This is a genomic window from Pseudomonas sp. GW822-FHT05A08, from assembly GCF_058800485.1.
Map to the genome: position 1 here is coordinate 5,949,876 of NZ_CM179511.1, position 16,623 is coordinate 5,966,498.

General features: G+C 62.2%; 15 protein-coding genes and 1 tRNA gene. 13 read left to right on the forward strand and 3 right to left on the reverse strand.

What is annotated here, in order from left to right; translation table 11 throughout:
• Nucleotides 1-8: 8 nt before the first annotated feature.
• Together AC3RCP_RS26825 and AC3RCP_RS26830 are read right to left on the reverse strand one after the other, a co-directional pair.
• Nucleotides 9-725 (reverse strand): MOSC domain-containing protein, encoded by a 717-nt coding sequence (locus tag AC3RCP_RS26825; RefSeq protein WP_492570707.1) that lies wholly within the window; start codon nucleotides 723-725, stop codon nucleotides 9-11.
• A 130-nt stretch (nucleotides 726-855) separates the two neighbouring features.
• On the reverse strand, nucleotides 856-2,073 hold the full coding sequence (locus AC3RCP_RS26830; protein ID WP_085532420.1) for an MFS transporter: 1,218 nt from the start codon (nucleotides 2,071-2,073) through the stop codon (nucleotides 856-858).
• Nucleotides 2,074-2,420: 347 nt separating this feature from the next.
• On the opposite strand from AC3RCP_RS26830, the gene AC3RCP_RS26835 reads away from it, so the two are divergent.
• Together AC3RCP_RS26835 and AC3RCP_RS26840 are read left to right on the forward strand one after the other, a co-directional pair.
• Nucleotides 2,421-2,497: transfer RNA gene (locus AC3RCP_RS26835), tRNA-Met, on the forward strand.
• Between the two features lie 361 nt (nucleotides 2,498-2,858).
• On the forward strand, nucleotides 2,859-3,449 hold the full coding sequence (locus tag AC3RCP_RS26840) for an acyl-homoserine-lactone synthase (protein WP_007923204.1): 591 nt from the start codon (nucleotides 2,859-2,861) through the stop codon (nucleotides 3,447-3,449).
• A gap of 30 nt (nucleotides 3,450-3,479) precedes the next feature.
• Here the strand turns inward: AC3RCP_RS26840 and AC3RCP_RS26845 are convergent, their stop codons facing one another.
• Nucleotides 3,480-4,145 (reverse strand): autoinducer binding domain-containing protein, encoded by a 666-nt coding sequence (locus tag AC3RCP_RS26845; RefSeq protein ID WP_492570706.1) that lies wholly within the window; start codon nucleotides 4,143-4,145, stop codon nucleotides 3,480-3,482.
• A gap of 489 nt (nucleotides 4,146-4,634) precedes the next feature.
• Between AC3RCP_RS26845 and AC3RCP_RS26850 the strand changes: the two genes are divergently transcribed.
• The 11 genes from AC3RCP_RS26850 (at nucleotide 4,635) to AC3RCP_RS26900 (ending at nucleotide 16,547) form a co-directional block, all read left to right on the forward strand.
• Complete coding sequence (locus AC3RCP_RS26850) at nucleotides 4,635-5,126, forward strand: PhzA/PhzB family protein (RefSeq protein ID WP_101339097.1); 492 nt, start codon at nucleotides 4,635-4,637, stop codon at nucleotides 5,124-5,126.
• 27 nt (nucleotides 5,127-5,153) lie between these two features.
• Nucleotides 5,154-5,645: a PhzA/PhzB family protein gene (locus AC3RCP_RS26855; protein WP_007923191.1), complete on the forward strand. Its 492-nt coding sequence runs from the start codon at nucleotides 5,154-5,156 to the stop codon at nucleotides 5,643-5,645.
• A gap of 22 nt (nucleotides 5,646-5,667) precedes the next feature.
• The gene (locus tag AC3RCP_RS26860) at nucleotides 5,668-6,870 is read left to right on the forward strand and encodes a 3-deoxy-7-phosphoheptulonate synthase (protein WP_053262621.1); all 1,203 of its coding nucleotides are present in this window, start codon (nucleotides 5,668-5,670) and stop codon (nucleotides 6,868-6,870) included.
• 15 nt (nucleotides 6,871-6,885) lie between these two features.
• On the forward strand, nucleotides 6,886-7,509 hold the full coding sequence (locus tag AC3RCP_RS26865; protein ID WP_007923187.1) for an isochorismatase family protein: 624 nt from the start codon (nucleotides 6,886-6,888) through the stop codon (nucleotides 7,507-7,509).
• A 20-nt stretch (nucleotides 7,510-7,529) separates the two neighbouring features.
• Nucleotides 7,530-9,419 carry an anthranilate synthase family protein gene (locus AC3RCP_RS26870; RefSeq protein WP_492570864.1) on the forward strand — a complete coding sequence of 630 codons (1,890 nt, stop codon included), beginning with the start codon at nucleotides 7,530-7,532 and terminating at the stop codon, nucleotides 9,417-9,419.
• A 2-nt stretch (nucleotides 9,420-9,421) separates the two neighbouring features.
• Entirely contained in the window at nucleotides 9,422-10,258 is an 837-nt protein-coding gene (locus AC3RCP_RS26875) for a PhzF family phenazine biosynthesis protein (RefSeq protein WP_087092059.1), read from the forward strand.
• Nucleotides 10,255-10,923: a phenazine biosynthesis FMN-dependent oxidase PhzG gene (gene phzG / locus AC3RCP_RS26880; protein ID WP_101339099.1), complete on the forward strand. Its 669-nt coding sequence runs from the start codon at nucleotides 10,255-10,257 to the stop codon at nucleotides 10,921-10,923. Before AC3RCP_RS26875 ends, phzG begins: the two co-directional genes overlap by 4 nt.
• 111 nt (nucleotides 10,924-11,034) lie before the next feature.
• Nucleotides 11,035-12,867, forward strand: coding sequence for an asparagine synthase (glutamine-hydrolyzing) (gene asnB / locus AC3RCP_RS26885; protein ID WP_150052859.1), 1,833 nt, complete (start codon nucleotides 11,035-11,037; stop codon nucleotides 12,865-12,867).
• A gap of 287 nt (nucleotides 12,868-13,154) precedes the next feature.
• On the forward strand, nucleotides 13,155-14,993 hold the full coding sequence (gene ggt / locus AC3RCP_RS26890) for a gamma-glutamyltransferase (protein ID WP_492570705.1): 1,839 nt from the start codon (nucleotides 13,155-13,157) through the stop codon (nucleotides 14,991-14,993).
• 175 nt (nucleotides 14,994-15,168) lie between these two features.
• Nucleotides 15,169-15,669, forward strand: coding sequence for a GNAT family N-acetyltransferase (locus AC3RCP_RS26895; protein ID WP_101339102.1), 501 nt, complete (start codon nucleotides 15,169-15,171; stop codon nucleotides 15,667-15,669).
• 581 nt (nucleotides 15,670-16,250) lie between these two features.
• Nucleotides 16,251-16,547, forward strand: coding sequence for a DUF3077 domain-containing protein (locus AC3RCP_RS26900; protein ID WP_101339103.1), 297 nt, complete (start codon nucleotides 16,251-16,253; stop codon nucleotides 16,545-16,547).
• Nucleotides 16,548-16,623: the final 76 nt, after the last annotated feature.

Sequence of the window (16,623 nt, forward strand, 5' to 3'; positions counted from 1 at the left end):
CCCGCCGCTCAGCGAACGGGCTCCTCATCGGCAGGCACAGTGCCCTGCAGGCGCGGGGCCCAATCCTCGACCGCCGCCTGCTCGACCCGGCGCTCCAGGGTACGGCGCCAGGAGGGCACCAGCGGCAGCTCCAGGCACAGACGAATCTCCTCCAGCGCCACCTCGCGGGAAAACAGCACCGCGCTCAAGCGCGACAGCGGCCACTGCTCGAACGGGCGCTCGACCTGCTGCAACACGTCCCCGGCGCTCAGGCTGCCCGCCTCCAGCACCCGGTAATACCAGCCGGTGCGTCCGCTCTGCTGGACCCGCAGCGACATGTCTTTCACGGCAAAGCGGTCATTGAGTTTCCAGCACGGCATGCGGCCCTGGGACACCTCCAGCAACACGCTGCCGACCCGGACCCGGTCGCCCAGGCAGACGTTATGCTCGGTCCAGCCGTGGCTGCTGAAGTTCTCACCAAAGGCGCCCGGCTGCTCCAGCAAGGCATGCGGCCCCAGCTCGGCGGCCCAGGCGGCGTAATGCTCGCGGGGATAGTGATGAATGGCTTTCTCGGTGCCGCCATGCACCCGCCGGTCGCCTTGCTCGTCTTCCAGCAGGCCCTGCGGACCGACCTGCAGGCTGCCGGTGCGCGGGGTCTTGGCGATCGCACTCATGGACCCCGGGCGGCTATAGGCCACGGCGCGGCCAGTCAACAGGGCATCGAGGGTTATACGCTCAGGGGTCATTACCTTACTCCATGGTTTCAGCGGCGAACGGACGTTCCCGGCAGATCAACTCACTGTCGGCAGCTGCCAGCGACTCTTCGGCCAGGCCCAAGCTCGGCACGTCCCGGGCCCTTTCGTTCAAGGCATGCACTCAGGCTTTTCGGGTCCGCGGCAGGAAGATCGCCAGCAGGCCGAACAGCGGCAGGAACGAGCACAGGAAGTACACGTACTCGATGCCGTGGATGTCCGCCAAGTGGCCCAGCAATGCCGCGCCGATCCCGCCGAACCCGAACATCAGGCCGAAGAACACCCCAGCGATCATGCCGACGTTGCCCGGCACCAGCTCCTGGGCGTAGACCACGATGGCCGAGAACGCCGACGCCAGGATGAAGCCGATCACCACGCTGAGCACGCTGGTCCAGAACAGGTCGACATGGGGCAGCAGCAGGGTGAACGGCGCCACGCCGAGGATCGAGAACCAGATCACCGCCTTGCGCCCGATCTTGTCGCCGATCGGCCCGCCGAAGAAGGTCCCGGCCGCCACCGCGCCAAGGAACAGGAACAGATGCAGCTGCGAGCTGGCCACCGACAGGTCGAACTTCTCGATCAGGTAGAAGGTGAAGTAGCTGGTCAGGCTGGCCATGTAGAAATACTTGGAGAACACCAGCAGCCCCAGCACCACCAGGGCGCTGAGCACCCGCCCCTTGGACAGGCCGTGGGTCGCCGCCTGGCCCTGCTTGAGCTTGAACAGCTTGAGGTGGTTGGCGTACCAGCGGCTGATGGCGTAGAGCAGCGCCACGGCGAACACCGCCAACAGGCCGAACCAGGCCACATTGCCCTGGCCGAAGGGAATGATGATGGCCGCCGCCAGCAGCGGGCCGAAGGCCGTGCCGGCATTGCCGCCGACCTGGAAGGTCGATTGCGCCAGGCCATAACGCCCGCCGGAGGCCAGCCGCGCCACCCGCGAGGCTTCCGGGTGGAAGGTCGAGGAGCCGACGCCGATCAGCCCCGCCGCCAGCAGGATCAAGGCAAAGCTGCCGACCTGGGACATCATCAGAATGCCGATCAGGGTGCAGACCATGCCCACCGGCAACAGGTACGGCTTGGGGTGGCGGTCGGTGTAATAGCCGACCCACGGCTGCAGCAGCGAGGCCGTGAGCTGGAAGGTCAGGGTAATCAGGCCGACCTGGGTGAAGGTCAGGCCGTAGCTGGCCTTGAGCATCGGGTAGATCGCCGGCAGCACCGCCTGGATCAGGTCGTTGATCAAATGCGCCAGCGCCACCGCGCCAATGATGCGCAGCACCAGGGGGCTGCTGTGTGAAGGCGCGGGAGTCGCCACGGAGGCGGACTGAACATTGCTGATAGCCATGAGAGTTTCCGTACAGCAGATGGATGCGCAGTTGCAGGGGTGGCCAATGTGCCATTTTTCGGTGCGCCGCGGCTATCCCCTTAGCTTGCTAACGACTTGAATATTTTGCTTGATGCGCGGCACGACAAAACATCGAAGCCTGCGTTCAGCGGCACGGCCGACGCAAACCAGCCAATACGGTGTAGCGACTAAAACGCGGACCAGGGTTCACGGCGCGTTGCGCGTGCAATCGCAGGATGCGCTGACGGCTACAGGAGGGAATTGGATAAACGGTTGATAGCGTAGATAATTTTTTTATAAAAAGCGCTTGACGCCTTACCGTTCTACGCGAATAATGCGCGCCACTTGGCTACATAGCTCAGTTGGTTAGAGCATAGCATTCATAATGCTGGGGTCCGGGGTTCAAGTCCCTGTGTAGCCACCAAGTACCTCAACAAAGCCCGCCTTGTGCGGGCTTTGTTGTTTCTGGCTATCTCTCCACCTTCCCTCCATGTATCTCCTATCCTCGCCAAATAATTGAACTGAGGGGGATGCAAGCCCAAAACGCCGCACCCCCTGCCCCATGAGCGCACCAGCCATTCTCTACGACTCCCTGGGCCAGACTGCCGCCTTCAATGCCGACGGCCGGATCAACGCCACTGTTGTCGCCGCCCGCTTCGGCACAGTCCCCAGCGAATGGCTTCACCTCGATGCCACCGATGCCCCTACCAGATCTTGCAGGTGCCAAGCCGGTACAAGTCCTCTATAAAACTGCACTCCCTTCATCCCTAAGGAAAACTTCAGTAATGCACATGGAAGAGCACACACTGAACGAAATGAGCGACGAGCTGAAACTCATGCTCGGCCGCTTTCGGCACGAACAATTCGTCGAGAAACTCGGATGGCGGCTGCCGGCCCATCCGAGCCAGGCAGGTTGCGAATGGGATCAATACGACACCGAGCACGCCCGCTACCTCCTGGCGTTCAATGAAGACCGCGCCATCGTTGGCTGCGCCCGCCTGATTCCCACCACGTTCCCCAACCTGCTTGAAGGAGTGTTCGGCCATACCTGCGCCGGGGCGCCGCCCAAGCATCCAGCCATCTGGGAAATGACTCGCTTCACCACCCGCGAACCGCAACTGGCGATGCCGTTGTTCTGGAGAAGCCTCAAGACGGCCAGCCTGGCGGGCGCAGATGCCATCGTCGGGATCGTCAACAGCACCATGGAGCGCTATTACAAAATCAACGGCGTCCACTACGAACGACTGGGCCCGGTCACGGTGCATCAGAATGAAAAAATCCTCGCCATCAAACTCTCGGCCCACCGCGAGCATCACCGCAGCGCAGTCGCACCGTCAGCCTTCATGTCCGACACATTATTGAGAGAGACCGCTTGATACAGGCCGAGTCGTCCTTCTTGAAGACCCTCAGATATAGCCCATCGCGACGGCGTAAGAGACTGCCTGCACGCGGTTACTGGCGCCGATCTTGCGCTGGATGTTGCGGTGGTGGTAATTCACCGTATCGGTGCACACCCCCATGATCACGCCGATTTCCTCCGAGGTCTTGCCGTCGGCCGTCCAGCGCAGCACATCACATTCCCGCCCACTGAACTCCACATCCGTATTGAAGACACGCACGTCGCTCTCCAGCTCGGAAATCTTGTCGTGGACCGCTGCGGCAAACGCCTTGGTCACCACCTTCAACGCCTCAAACTCCTGAAGACTGATGGGATTATCCTTGCGCGCCAGGCTTAACACCCCAACCCTCCCCTGGGTGTTGAACGAGGGTTGTGCCAGGCCGTGGCGTAAATTCGAGTCGTTGGCTTCGGACCACAGATCCGGGCACCCCCGGAACAACTCATTGCTCCACAAAATGGGGGACGACGAGACTTTGCTGTGCTTCACCGTGGGATCGATCACCGCGTAGTTAGCCGCCTGATATCGCTGCACCCAGTCCTGGGGATAATTGCCATACATATAAGTCCTGGGCCGCATGAACGGAGTCACGCTGCACATGCCGTAGGCAAAAAAATCAAACCGTAGTTCGCGCAAGGCCCTCAACGCGACAGCTGTAAACTCCTGCATGTCCATGGTTCGCGCAAAGATACTATAAAAGTACGTATCCCATCCCAACTGCTGCCCTAATTCCATTCTGAGCACCACCAAAGTTGAAAACAGGCCGTTAGCCTAGACCAACCTGACCCTCTGTCAACAAGCAAAACCACACAGTCATAGGCTGCTTCGCACTAGCACTAGATTTATTGCATCTAATACAACTAACCAAATAGAACATTGCATCCTGACGATGCTAGTAAGCCATTACCGCCTCTCAGCCGACGAATGAACCTGCCTCTTCATAATAATGCAACAGTTCATCCGGCGGACTGCAGTCTGCCCGTTCACGTCCTACATCACTACAAGATCTGGTAGTTCCACCCCCAAGAAATGCAGGTGTATAAACAACACCCGCTCGGCACGGCCACGAAGGAACAATAGTTAAAAACTGTAAACATTCACCCGCGCCAATTAACTAAATATTTACTTTCAAAAACACAACCCCAACTAAGGAGGATGCTGCCCATGCCTGCTTCGCTTTCCCCTAGCGGCTTTAATGATCACCTTGAACTTCGCCAAAAAAATCGCGCCACGGTCGAACAGTACATGCGCACTAACGGCAAAGATCGCCTGCGTCGTCATGAACTGTTCACTCAGGACGGCAGTGGCGGTTCCTGGAACACCGAAACCGGTGAACCCCTTGTGTTTAAAGGCCACACGAAGCTGGCTGCCCTCGGCGTATGGCTGGAGAAGTGCTTTCCGGACTGGCAATGGCACAACGTCCGGGTGTTTGAAACCGATAACCCCAACCACTTCTGGGTGGAAAGCGACGGTCGCGGCAAGACCCTGGTTCCCGGTTACCCCGAAGGTTATTGCGAAAATCATTACATCCATTCTTTCGAACTGGACGACGGCAAGATCACGCAGAACCGTGAATTCATGAACCCCTTCCAACAACTTCGCGCCTTGGGCATCCCCGTTCCAAAAATCAAGCGTGAAGGTATCCCCGCCTCATAACCCCCCCTTATTCATTGGAGACTGAGCATGCCCAATAGCGCAGCGCAACAACTAACCGCTAGCGACATCACTGAACTTCGCCGCAAGAACCGCGCCACGGTCGAGCAATATATGCGCACCAAAGGCCAAGACCGCCTGCGCCGCCATGAACTATTTACCGAAGATGGTTCAGGCGGCTTATGGACCACCGATACCGGCGCGCCGATTGTAATCAGTGGCAAGGCCAAGTTGGCCGAACATGCTGTTTGGTCACTCAAGTGCTTCCCGGACTGGGAGTGGTACAACGTCAAAGTATTTGAAACCGATGACCCTAACCATATCTGGGTCGAGTGTGATGGCCACGGCAAGATCCTCTTTCCCGGCTATCCGGAAGGCTATTACGAGAACCACTTCCTGCACTCCTTCGAGCTGGAAGACGGCAAAGTAAAACGCAATCGCGAATTCATGAACGTCTTTCAACAACTGCGCGCCCTGGGTATTCCAGTACCGCAAATCAAACGTGAAGGCATTCCAACTTAATCCTCGTGAGAGTGATCGCATCATGGAAGACTTACTGAAACGGGTTCTAAGTTGTGAAGCGTTCCAGCAGCCTCAATGGAGCGAACCATCACAATTGCATGACGCGCAGGCCTACCTCAGGGACAGCGCCTCATTGATTCGAGTGGAAGACATCCTGGTGCTGCGCGCCACCCTGGCGCGTGTAGCGGCCGGCGAAGCGATGGTCATCCAGTCCGGTGACTGCGCCGAGGACATGGATGAAAGCACTCCCGATCATGTGGCCCGCAAAGCAGCGGTGCTGGACATCCTGGCCGGAGCGTTCCGGCTCGTGACCCAGCAACCGGTGGTACGGGTGGGACGGATTGCCGGGCAGTTCGCCAAGCCCCGTTCCAATAACAACGAACGCATTGGCGATCTCGAGTTGCCGGTGTATCGCGGCGACATGGTCAACGGCCGCGAGGCCGTCTGCGGCCATCGCCAGCACGATGCGCAACGCCTGGTTCGAGGCTATGGCGCCGCACGGGACATCATGCAGCACCTGGGCTGGAAAGCGTCGGCAGGCCAGGAGCAACTCATAGGTTCACCGGCCTGGACCAGCCACGAAATGCTGGTACTCGACTACGAACTGCCACAACTGCGCCAGGACGAACAGGGCCGGGTATTTCTCGGTTCTACCCACTGGCCGTGGATCGGCGAGCGTACCCGTCAGTTAACGGGCGCTCACGTGGCGCTGCTCAGCGAAGTGCTCAACCCAGTGGCGTGCAAGGTCGGCCCGGACATTACCCGGGACCAGCTGCTGAGCCTGTGTGAGCGCCTGGACGCCAAGCGCGAACCCGGCCGGCTGACCCTGATTGCCCGCATGGGCGCCCAGAAGGTCGCCGAGCGCCTGCCTCCGCTGGTCGAAGCGGTGCGCCAGGCCGGCCACAAGATCATCTGGCTGAGCGACCCGATGCACGGCAACACCATCGTCGCGCCCTGCGGCAACAAGACCCGCATGGTGCAGGCCATCACCGAGGAAATCGCCGCCTTCAAGCATGCCGTGACCTCTGCCGGTGGCGTGGCCGCCGGCCTGCACCTGGAAACCACCCCTGACGACGTCAGCGAGTGCGCTTCCGATGCCGCCGGCCTGCATCAGGTCGCCAGCCGCTACAAAAGCCTGTGCGACCCGCGCCTGAACCCCTGGCAAGCCATTACTGCGGTGATGGCCTGGAAAAACCAGCCCTCCTCAACCCTTGCCTCCTTTTGACTGGAGTTTGTCGTCATGACCGGCATTCCATCGATCGTCCCTTACGCCTTGCCTACCAACCGCGACCTGCCCGTCAACCTCGCACAATGGAGCATCGACCCCGAGCGTGCCGTGCTGTTGGTGCATGACATGCAGCGCTACTTCCTGCGCCCCTTGCCCGACGCCCTGCGTGACGAAGTCGTGAGCAATGCCGCGCGCATTCGCCAGTGGGCTGCCGACAACGGCGTTCCGGTGGCCTACACCGCCCAGCCCGGCAGCATGAGCGAGGAGCAACGCGGGCTGCTCAAGGACTTCTGGGGCCCGGGCATGAAGGCCAGCCCCGCCGACCGCGAGGTGGTCGGCGCCCTGGCGCCCAAGCCCGGCGACTGGCTGCTGACCAAGTGGCGCTACAGTGCGTTCTTCAACTCCGACCTGCTGGAACGCATGCGCGCCAACGAGCGCGATCAGTTGATCCTGTGCGGGGTGTACGCCCATGTCGGGGTACTGATTTCCACCGTGGACGCCTACTCCAACGATATCCAGCCGTTCCTCGTTGCCGACGCGATCGCCGACTTCAGCAAGGAGCACCACTGGATGGCCATCGAATACGCCGCCAGCCGTTGCGCCATGGTCATCACCACCGACGAGGTAGTGCTATGAGCCAGACCGCAGCCCACCTCATGGAACGCATCCTGCAACCGGCTCCCGAGCCGTTTGCCCTGTTGTACCGCCCGGAATCCAGCGGCCCCGGCCTGCTGGACGTGCTGATCGGCGAAATGTCGGAACCGCAGGTCCTGGCCGATATCGACTTGCCTGCCACCTCGATCGGCGCGCCTCGCCTGGATGTACTGGCGCTGATCCCCTACCGGCAGATCGCCGAGCGCGGTTTCGAGGCGGTGGACGATCAGTCGCCGCTGCTGGCGATGAACATCACCGAGCAGCAATCCATCAGCATCGAACGCTTGCTGGGGTTGCTGCCCAACGTGCCGATCCAGTTGAACAGCGAACGCTTCGACCTCAGCGACGCGAGCTACGCCGAGATCGTCAGCCAGGTGATCGCCAACGAAATCGGCTCCGGGGAAGGCGCCAACTTCGTCATCAAGCGCACCTTCCTGGCCGAGATCAGCGAGTACGGCCCGGCCAGTGCGCTGTCGTTCTTTCGCCATCTGCTGGAACGGGAGAAAGGCGCCTACTGGACGTTCATCATCCACACCGGCAGCCGTACCTTCGTGGGTGCGTCCCCCGAGCGCCACATCAGCATCAAGGATGGGCTCGCGGTGATGAACCCCATCAGCGGCACTTACCGCTATCCGCCCGCCGGCCCCAACCTGACCGAAGTCATGGACTTCCTGGCGGATCGCAAGGAAGCCGACGAGCTCTACATGGTGGTGGATGAAGAGCTGAAAATGATGGCGCGCATCTGTGAGGACGGCGGCCATGTCCTCGGCCCTTACCTCAAGGAAATGGCGCACCTGGCTCACACCGAGTACTTCATCGAAGGCAGGACCCATCGCGATGTGCGGGAAATCCTGCGCGAAACCCTGTTTGCCCCGACCGTCACCGGCAGCCCATTGGAAAGCGCCTGCCGGGTCATCCAGCGCTATGAGCCGCAAGGCCGCGCGTACTACAGCGGCATGGCCGCGCTGATCGGCAGCGATGGCAAGGGCGGGCGTTCCCTGGACTCGGCGATCCTGATTCGCACCGCCGACATCGATAACAGCGGCGAGGTGCGGATCAGCGTGGGCTCGACCATCGTGCGCCATTCCGACCCGATGACCGAGGCTGCCGAAAGCCGGGCCAAGGCCACCGGCCTGATCAGCGCACTGAAAAACCAGGCGCCCTCGCGCTTCGGCAATCACCTGCAAGTGCGCGCCGCACTGGCCAGCCGCAATGCCTACGTCTCGGACTTCTGGCTGATGGACAGCCAGCAGCGGGAGCAGATCCAGGCCGACTTCAGTGGGCGCCAGGTACTGATCGTCGACGCCGAAGACACCTTCACCTCGATGATCGCCAAGCAACTGCGGGCCCTGGGCCTGGTGGTGACGGTGTGCAGCTTCAGCGACGAATACAGCTTTGACGGCTACGACCTGGTCATCATGGGCCCCGGCCCCGGTAACCCGAGCGAAGTCCAACAGCCGAAAATCAACCACCTGCACGTGGCCATCCGCTCCTTGCTCAGCCAGCAGCGGCCGTTCCTTGCGGTGTGCCTGAGCCATCAGGTGCTGAGCTTGTGCCTGGGCCTGGAACTGCAGCGCAAAGCCATTCCCAACCAGGGTGTGCAAAAACAGATCGACCTGTTTGGCAACGCCGAACGGGTGGGTTTCTACAACACCTTCGCCGCCCAGAGTTCGAGTGACCGCCTGGACATCGACGGCATCGGCACCGTCGAAATCAGCCGCGACAGCGAGACCGGCGAGGTGCATGCCCTGCGTGGGCCGTCGTTCGCCTCCATGCAGTTTCATGCCGAGTCGCTGCTGACCCAGGAAGGCCCGCGCATCATCGCCGACCTGCTGCGGCACGCCCTCATCCACACACCTGTCGAGAGTAACGCTTCGGCCGCCGGGAGATAACCATGCACCATTACGTCATCATCGACGCCTTTGCCAGCGCCCCGCTGGAAGGCAATCCGGTCGCGGTGTTCTTTGACGCCGATGACTTGTCGGCCGAGCAAATGCAACGCATCGCCCGGGAGATGAACCTGTCGGAAACCACCTTCGTGCTCAAGCCACGCAACTGTGGCGATGCGCTGATCCGGATCTTCACCCCGGTCAACGAACTGCCCTTCGCCGGACACCCGTTGCTGGGCACGGCCATTGCCCTGGGGGCGCACACCGACAATCACCGGCTGTTCCTGGAAACCCAGATGGGCACCATCGCCTTTGACCTGGAGCGCCAGAACGGCAACGTCGTCGCCGCCAGCATGGACCAGCCGATACCGACCTGGACGGCCCTGGGGCGCGACGCCGAATTGCTCAAGGCCCTGGGCATCAGCGACTCGACCTTTCCCATCGAGATCTATCACAACGGCCCGCGTCATGTGTTCGTCGGCCTGCCGAGCATCGCCGCGTTGTCCGCCCTGCACCCCGACCACCGTGCCCTGTCCAGCTTCCACGACATGGCCATCAATTGTTTTGCCGGCGCGGGACGGCGTTGGCGCAGCCGGATGTTCTCACCGGCCTATGGGGTGGTCGAGGATGCGGCCACAGGCTCCGCTGCCGGGCCCTTGGCGATTCATCTGGCGCGTCATGGCCAGATCGAGTTCGGCCAGCAGATCGAGATTCTTCAGGGCGTGGAAATCGGCCGCCCTTCACTCATGTTCGCCAGGACCGAGGGCCACGCCGATCAACTGACGCGGGTCGAAGTATCAGGCAATGGCGTCACCTTCGGACGGGGGACCATCGTTCTATGAACAGTTCAGTACTAGGCCAGCCGCTGCTGGGTAAAGGCATGTCGGAATCCCTGACTGGCACACTGGATGCGCCGTTTCCCGAGTACCAGACGCTGCCTGCCAATCCCATGAGCGTGCTGCACAACTGGCTCGAACGCGCACGCCGCGTGGGCATCCGCGAACCCCGTGCGCTGGCGCTGGCCACGGCGGACAGCCAGGGCCGGCCTTCGACGCGCATCGTGGTGATCAGTGAGATCAATGACACCGGGGTGCTGTTCAGCACCCATGCCGCAAGCCAGAAAGGCCGCGAACTGACAGAGAACCCCTGGGCCTCGGGTGTGCTGTATTGGCGCGAAACCAGCCAGCAGATCATCCTCAATGGCCAGGCCGTGCGCTTGCCGGATGCCAAGGCTGACGAGGCGTGGCTGAAGCGTCCTTATGCCACGCATCCGATGTCATCGGTGTCTCGCCAGAGTGAAGAACTCAAGGATGTTCAAGCCATGCGCAGCGCCGCCAGGGAACTGGCCGACGTGCAAGGTCCGCTGCCGCGTCCCGAGGGTTATTGCGTGTTTGAGTTGCGGCTTGAGTCGTTGGAGTTCTGGGGTAACGGCCAGGAGCGCCTGCATGAGCGCCTGCGCTATGACCGCAGCGATACGGGCTGGAAGGTGCGGCGTTTGCAACCCTGAATAACGCAGGTATTTGCACAAGACCCGCCTCGTCGACGAGTCAACCAAGGTGGCATGACTCGCTCAAGACAGAGCTGGCGCGGTTCAATGATTAATGACAGGAGTTACTAAATGTGTGGTCTCACAGGATGGGTAGACTATACGCGCAGGCTCGAAGGGGAAGACCCTGCGATTCGCGCCATGACCAATACGCTCGCACTGCGCGGGCCTGATGCCGAAGGCATATGGAAACATCGACATGCTCTGCTGGGGCATCGGCGGCTGGCGGTCATCGACCTGAGCGGCGGTACCCAGCCAATGGTCTATCGCTTTGCGGACGGCCAGGAGGTCTCGCTGGTCTACACAGGGGAGGTCTACAACCACGATGCGTTGCGCGACCAGCTACGACAGGCGGGGCATGAATTTCAGACCCGCAGCGATACCGAGGTCGTGCTGCATGCCTACCTGGAATGGGGCGAGCGTTGCTGCGATCACCTGACAGGCATGTTCGCCTTCGCCCTGTTCGACGGACGCGATGGCCACCTGCTGTTGGTACGCGATCGCCTGGGGATCAAGCCGCTGTTCTATGCCCGGCATCGCGAAGGGCTGCTCTTCGGCTCGGAGATCAAGGCCATCCTGGCTCACCCGGAGTTCACCACGGGGTTGGAGGTGACGGGGCTGGTCGACGTGCTCACGCTGTCGAAGGGAACCGCCCAGACGCCTTTCAGGAACCTGATGGAGCTGCTTCCCGGCCACTTCCTGTCCTGGCGCCCCAATGGGCAGATGAAGATCCAGTGCTACTGGAAGGTACGCCGTCAGGAGCACCAGGACGACCTGCAGACGACCGTGCAACAGACCCGCGAGTTGGTCACCCACGCGCTGGGTTCGCAGTTGTATGCCGACGTTCCCGTGTGCTCGCTGCTGTCCGGCGGGCTCGACTCCACCACCCTCACGGCCATCGCGCAACGTATCGTCAAGGCGAAGACCGGCGGGGATATCAATTCCTTTTCGGTGGACTTCACTGGCCAGTCCGCGCAGTTCAAGAGCGACGACCTGCGTCCCGACCAGGACCAGCCCTTTGCCCTGTTGGCCGCGGAGTTCATCGGTAGCCGGCACCAGACCGTCCTCATCGACAATGAGGAACTGATCTCCGACCTGGCGCGCGAGGAGGTATTCCGCGCCAAGGACGTACCGTTCACCTTCGGCGACATGGATACCTCGTTGAACCTGTTGTTCAGGGAAATTCGCAAGCACTCCACGGTGGCCATCTCCGGGGAGGGTGCCGATGAGGTCTTCGGTGGCTATGGCTGGTTCCGTGATCCTCAGGTCATCGCCTCCGCGTCCTTTCCATGGGCGTCGCGAGTGAAGTTGCCGGCCGCGTTTATCAATGCCGACTTCAACCGCCAATGCGATCTCGCCCAGTACCAACAGGCGAGCTACGACGATGCGCTGCGCCAGGTCGAACACCTGGCGCAAGACAGCCCGCACGAACGCCGGATGCGCGAGCTTTGCCACATGCACCTGAAACGCTGGATGGTGATGCTGCTGGATCGCAAGGACCGCCTGAGCATGTGCAACAGCCTCGAGGTACGTGTGCCGTTCACCGATCACCAATTGGTCGAGTACATCTATAACGTGCCTTGGTCGATCAAGAGCAAGGATGGCGAGGAGAAGTGGCTGCTCAAGCAGGCCTGTGCCGACTTCGTACCGGAGGCGGTGCTCAAACGCCGCAAGAGCCCCTATCCGACCTCAGCCGACCTGGGTTACGAACGCTTCCTGCGCCAGAGTGCCCGGCAGCTTCTGCAGGACACGGGGAACCCGGTGTTCGGCATCGTATCCCACGCCTATATGGCCGAGGAACTGCGCCAGCCCGAGGGCCACTTCAATACGCAAATGAGCCGGCACAGCCTGGAAACAGCGCTGGCGCTGGATGCCTGGCTACGTTTGCACGGGATCTCGCTCTGATACGAGCCTGAGGCAGCCACAGGCAGGCCCGCCGGCCTGTGGCTGCCATTGCCGGCATGATGTTTCTACCTTGATTCAAGGCGCCCCGCGCCCCGCGCCTTCAATGCCAAATCCCAGCAGCGCCACCGGCCACCTCCAGGCCAGTGTCCGGCATCGGGCCTTGCCCGCAAGCACCGGCAATCCCGGCACCGTAGCGCCCAGCGAAAGGGTCAGCATGGGCCCGCTCACTGTTGTACATTCCTCCCCACGGACGACACATCATTTACCCAGTGAACGGAGTTCAACGCGTGTTCTCGACCCTCAATCCGCGTCACCGCCGGCTTGCCAGTTTCTCGCTGCTCGCCGTCGCCTTAAGCCTCGCCGCCTGCAACACTTGCGCCCCTTCCCACACCGCCCTGCCCCCCGCCCCGGAAATCGCTTCGGGTTATCGCACCGACCTGCAAGTGCAACACGCCGACCGGCATATGGCGGCCGCGGCCAACCCGTTGGCGGCCGAAGCCGGGCGCGAAATGTTGCGCAAGGGTGGTTCGGCCATCGATGCGGCGATTGCCATGCAAGCGGTATTGACCCTGGTGGAGCCGCAGTCGTCGGGTATCGGCGGCGGGGCCTTGATCGTGCTCTGGGACGGCAAGGCGGTGCGCACGTACGACGGTCGCGAAACCGCGCCGGCCGGGGCCACCGAGAAGCTGTTCCTGCAAGCCGACGGCAAGCCCATGCCGTTCCCGCAGGCACAGATCGGCGGCCGTTCGGTGGGTACGCCCGGCGTGCTGCGCGCCCTGGAACTGGCCCATGAAAAACACGGCCGCCTGCCGTGGGCGCAGCTGTTCGAGCCGGCGATTCGCCTGGCGGACCAGGGTTTCCCGATCTCTCCGCGCCTGCACAGCATGATCGTCGCCGATCCGTACCTGGCGAAATCGCCGGACATGGCCGCCTACTTCCTGCAGGCCGATGGCACGCCGAAAGCCGTCGGCACCCTGCTGAAAAACCCGCAGTTGGCCGCCGTGCTCGAACGCATCGCCAAAGAGGGCCCGAACGCTCTGTACCAAGGGCCGGTCGCCCGGGAAATCGTCGCCAAGGTGCAGGGCCACGCCAACCCGGGCAGCCTGTCGCTCAACGACCTGCAAGGCTACCGCGCCAAGGAGCGCGAACCGCTGTGCACCGACTACAAGCGCTGGCAGGTCTGCGGCATGCCGCCGCCTTCGTCGGGCGGGATCGCCCTGGCGCAGATACTCGGCACCCTGCAGGCGCTGGAAGCCCGCGATCCGCGTTATGCGCTGCCACCGTTGAAACCGGCCAAGACCCATCTGCCGGCCGGCCTCGAACCGGCGCCTGAAGCCGTGCACCTGATCGCCGAAGCCGAACGCCTGGCCTACGCCGACCGCGCGTTGTACGTGGCGGATTCGGACTTCGCCCCGGTGCCGATCGCCGGCCTGGTCGCCCCGCGATACCTGGCCCAGCGCGCTGCCTTGATCGGCGAGCGCAGCATGGCCAAGGCCGAGCCCGGCAAGCCCCAGGGCATCCAGGTGGCCTACGCCCCGGATCGCTCGCCGATGCGTATCTCCACCTCGCAAGTGGTGGCGGTGGATGACCAGGGCGGCGCGGTGTCCATGACCACCACCGTGGAGGCGGCCTTCGGCTCGCACCTGATGGTCCAGGGCTTCATGCTCAACAACCAGATGACCGACTTCTCCTTTATCCCCGAAGAGAACGGCCAGCCGGTGGCCAACCGCGTGCAGCCGGGCAAACGCCCACGCTCGTCCATGGCGCCGACCCTGGTCTTCGACCGCGACAGCGGTGAACTGCTGGCCACCGTCGGCTCGCCGGGCGGCTCGCAGATCATCGAGTACGTGGCCAAGTCGGTGATCGGCATGCTCGACTGGAACCTCGACCCGCAAGCCGCCATCAGCCTGCCCAACTTCGGCAGCCGCAACGGCCCGACCGAACTGGAACAAGGCCAGTTCACCCCTGGGTTGAAAGCGGCGCTGAAAGCCAAGGGGCATGAGGTGACCGACATCGACATGACCAGCGGCACCCAGGCGATCGTGCGGGTACGCGATGCCCAGGGTAAAACCTCATGGGCCGGTGGCGCCGATCCACGGCGTGAAGGGGCAGCGTTGGGGGATTGAGGCCAACGCAGGAAAACCCAAGGGGCTTGCCGCGAGGTGGGCCCTTTTTATTTTTCACGCCGCGCAAGCGCGGGCATGGGTGATGAATGCTGTATGCCGATTTTTCCTGCGTTCTGTGTCTGACGCCGTCTTTCGATCGCTCCTAGCATCAGGTTTTTTGGCCGAGGTGCAGGCGATGAACCCGATTCCCGGCGGTATCGATTTTTCCGGCTTAACGGTGCGCCGACTGGTGGCCGACGACCTCGAACTGGTCTGCCGGCACCGCGAGGCGATGTTCCTCGAAGCGGGAGGTGAACCCGCGGCCCTGCAAGTGATGAGCGAACACTTCCGCCCCTGGCTGCGCGAGCGCTTGCCCGATGGCCGCTATTACGGCTTTGCCCTGCTGGACGGCCAGCAACCGGTGGCGGCGATTGGCTTGATGAGCATCGACTGGCCGCCCCACCCGGCCCATCCGACCCAGGACCAGCGCGGTTATGTGCTCAACCTGTACGTCGAACCCGCCTACCGGCGCCGAGGGCTGGCCTCGGCGCTGATGAAGCTGGCGGAAGCCGAATTCATCCAGCGCGGGCTGAGCTTCGCCGTGTTGCATGCGACCGAGGTGGGCAAGCCGGTGTATGCCGGATTGGGCTGGGCGGCCACCGCGGAAATGGCCAAGGTGCTGAACACAGGCCTGTAGCCGCTGCCGAGCCCGCGAGGCTGCTAACGACCCCGCAGGGGCGCAGGGATCTTGCGACCGCTGGAGGACCTTCGGTCCTATCGCAGCCTTCGGCAGCGGCTACAGGGGCCAATGGGCTTTCGACTGGTGCGTTAGGCCTTTTGGGTAGCCGCTGCCGAAGGCTGCGATCGACCGGAACGGGCGCAGCGATCTTACTGACGCCGAAGGCCCTTCGGGCCTTATCGCAGCCTTCGGCAGCGGCTACAGAATCCTTTAGGGCATTCAAGAAATGCGCACATCCCATAGTCACAGAATGTCGCAGTAACAGCGTTGCGACTCCATCTCTTCCACCCTATGGTTCGACCATCGCTGCAAAACCAGCGAACAGGCTTGGCGGCCTGATAGAATCGAGGCGCACAAGCGCCCCCACCTTTGCAGGCGCTTTTTTTTGCGCCCGCATACCTGCGTTATGACGGGTTGCGTGGGAGAACCTTCGGGTTCGCCGGTTGCCTTGATTCCCGGTCCGCCAATCCTGCGTAACCCGTCACCCTGATCTGTTTGGCGGCAGACGGTGATGATTCTTCGAATCAAGGAGGTTCACCATGAAACACCCCCTCAATCCGTCCCCTTCCTCCCTGCACACCCTCGGCGAAATAACCTTTGCCAATTGTGGCGAAGGCCAACGTCCGCTGCTGCGGGTCAACGCCGACGTGCCCCTGGCCGACGCCCTGGAACACGCTTCGTTGCTGCTACATCTGGCAAAACAGTTGACCCTGGACGCGGCCATGGAACCACAGGCGGACCGCTATGCTTGGGCGGCACATTACCTGGGTGAGATGGGTAAAGCGGTGATGGATGATGTGCACACCGCGATGACAGCAGGCGCTGATCGACACTGAGCCACACCTCTGGGACGGGTAGCCTCGATGACTATCCGTCCATCGGCTTCCTCTCTCACCCCATTGCTTAAGTCCC

What these genes read in the sequence shown, in the direction of transcription:
- asnB (WP_150052859.1), top strand. Translation starts at nt 11,035, where the DNA reads ATGTGTGGTCTCACAGGATGGGTAGACTATACGCGCAGGCTCGAAGGG.
- AC3RCP_RS26895 (WP_101339102.1), top strand. Translation starts at nt 15,169, where the DNA reads ATGAACCCGATTCCCGGCGGTATCGATTTTTCCGGCTTAACGGTGCGC.
- AC3RCP_RS26860 (WP_053262621.1), top strand. Translation starts at nt 5,668, where the DNA reads ATGGAAGACTTACTGAAACGGGTTCTAAGTTGTGAAGCGTTCCAGCAG.
- AC3RCP_RS26825 (WP_492570707.1), bottom strand. Translation starts at nt 725, where the DNA reads ATGACCCCTGAGCGTATAACCCTCGATGCCCTGTTGACTGGCCGCGCC.
- phzG (WP_101339099.1), top strand. Translation starts at nt 10,255, where the DNA reads ATGAACAGTTCAGTACTAGGCCAGCCGCTGCTGGGTAAAGGCATGTCG.
- AC3RCP_RS26900 (WP_101339103.1), top strand. Translation starts at nt 16,251, where the DNA reads ATGAAACACCCCCTCAATCCGTCCCCTTCCTCCCTGCACACCCTCGGC.
- AC3RCP_RS26850 (WP_101339097.1), top strand. Translation starts at nt 4,635, where the DNA reads ATGCCTGCTTCGCTTTCCCCTAGCGGCTTTAATGATCACCTTGAACTT.
- AC3RCP_RS26870 (WP_492570864.1), top strand. Translation starts at nt 7,530, where the DNA reads ATGGAACGCATCCTGCAACCGGCTCCCGAGCCGTTTGCCCTGTTGTAC.
- AC3RCP_RS26830 (WP_085532420.1), bottom strand. Translation starts at nt 2,073, where the DNA reads ATGGCTATCAGCAATGTTCAGTCCGCCTCCGTGGCGACTCCCGCGCCT.
- AC3RCP_RS26855 (WP_007923191.1), top strand. Translation starts at nt 5,154, where the DNA reads ATGCCCAATAGCGCAGCGCAACAACTAACCGCTAGCGACATCACTGAA.
- AC3RCP_RS26875 (WP_087092059.1), top strand. Translation starts at nt 9,422, where the DNA reads ATGCACCATTACGTCATCATCGACGCCTTTGCCAGCGCCCCGCTGGAA.
- AC3RCP_RS26865 (WP_007923187.1), top strand. Translation starts at nt 6,886, where the DNA reads ATGACCGGCATTCCATCGATCGTCCCTTACGCCTTGCCTACCAACCGC.
- AC3RCP_RS26840 (WP_007923204.1), top strand. Translation starts at nt 2,859, where the DNA reads ATGCACATGGAAGAGCACACACTGAACGAAATGAGCGACGAGCTGAAA.
- AC3RCP_RS26845 (WP_492570706.1), bottom strand. Translation starts at nt 4,145, where the DNA reads ATGGACATGCAGGAGTTTACAGCTGTCGCGTTGAGGGCCTTGCGCGAA.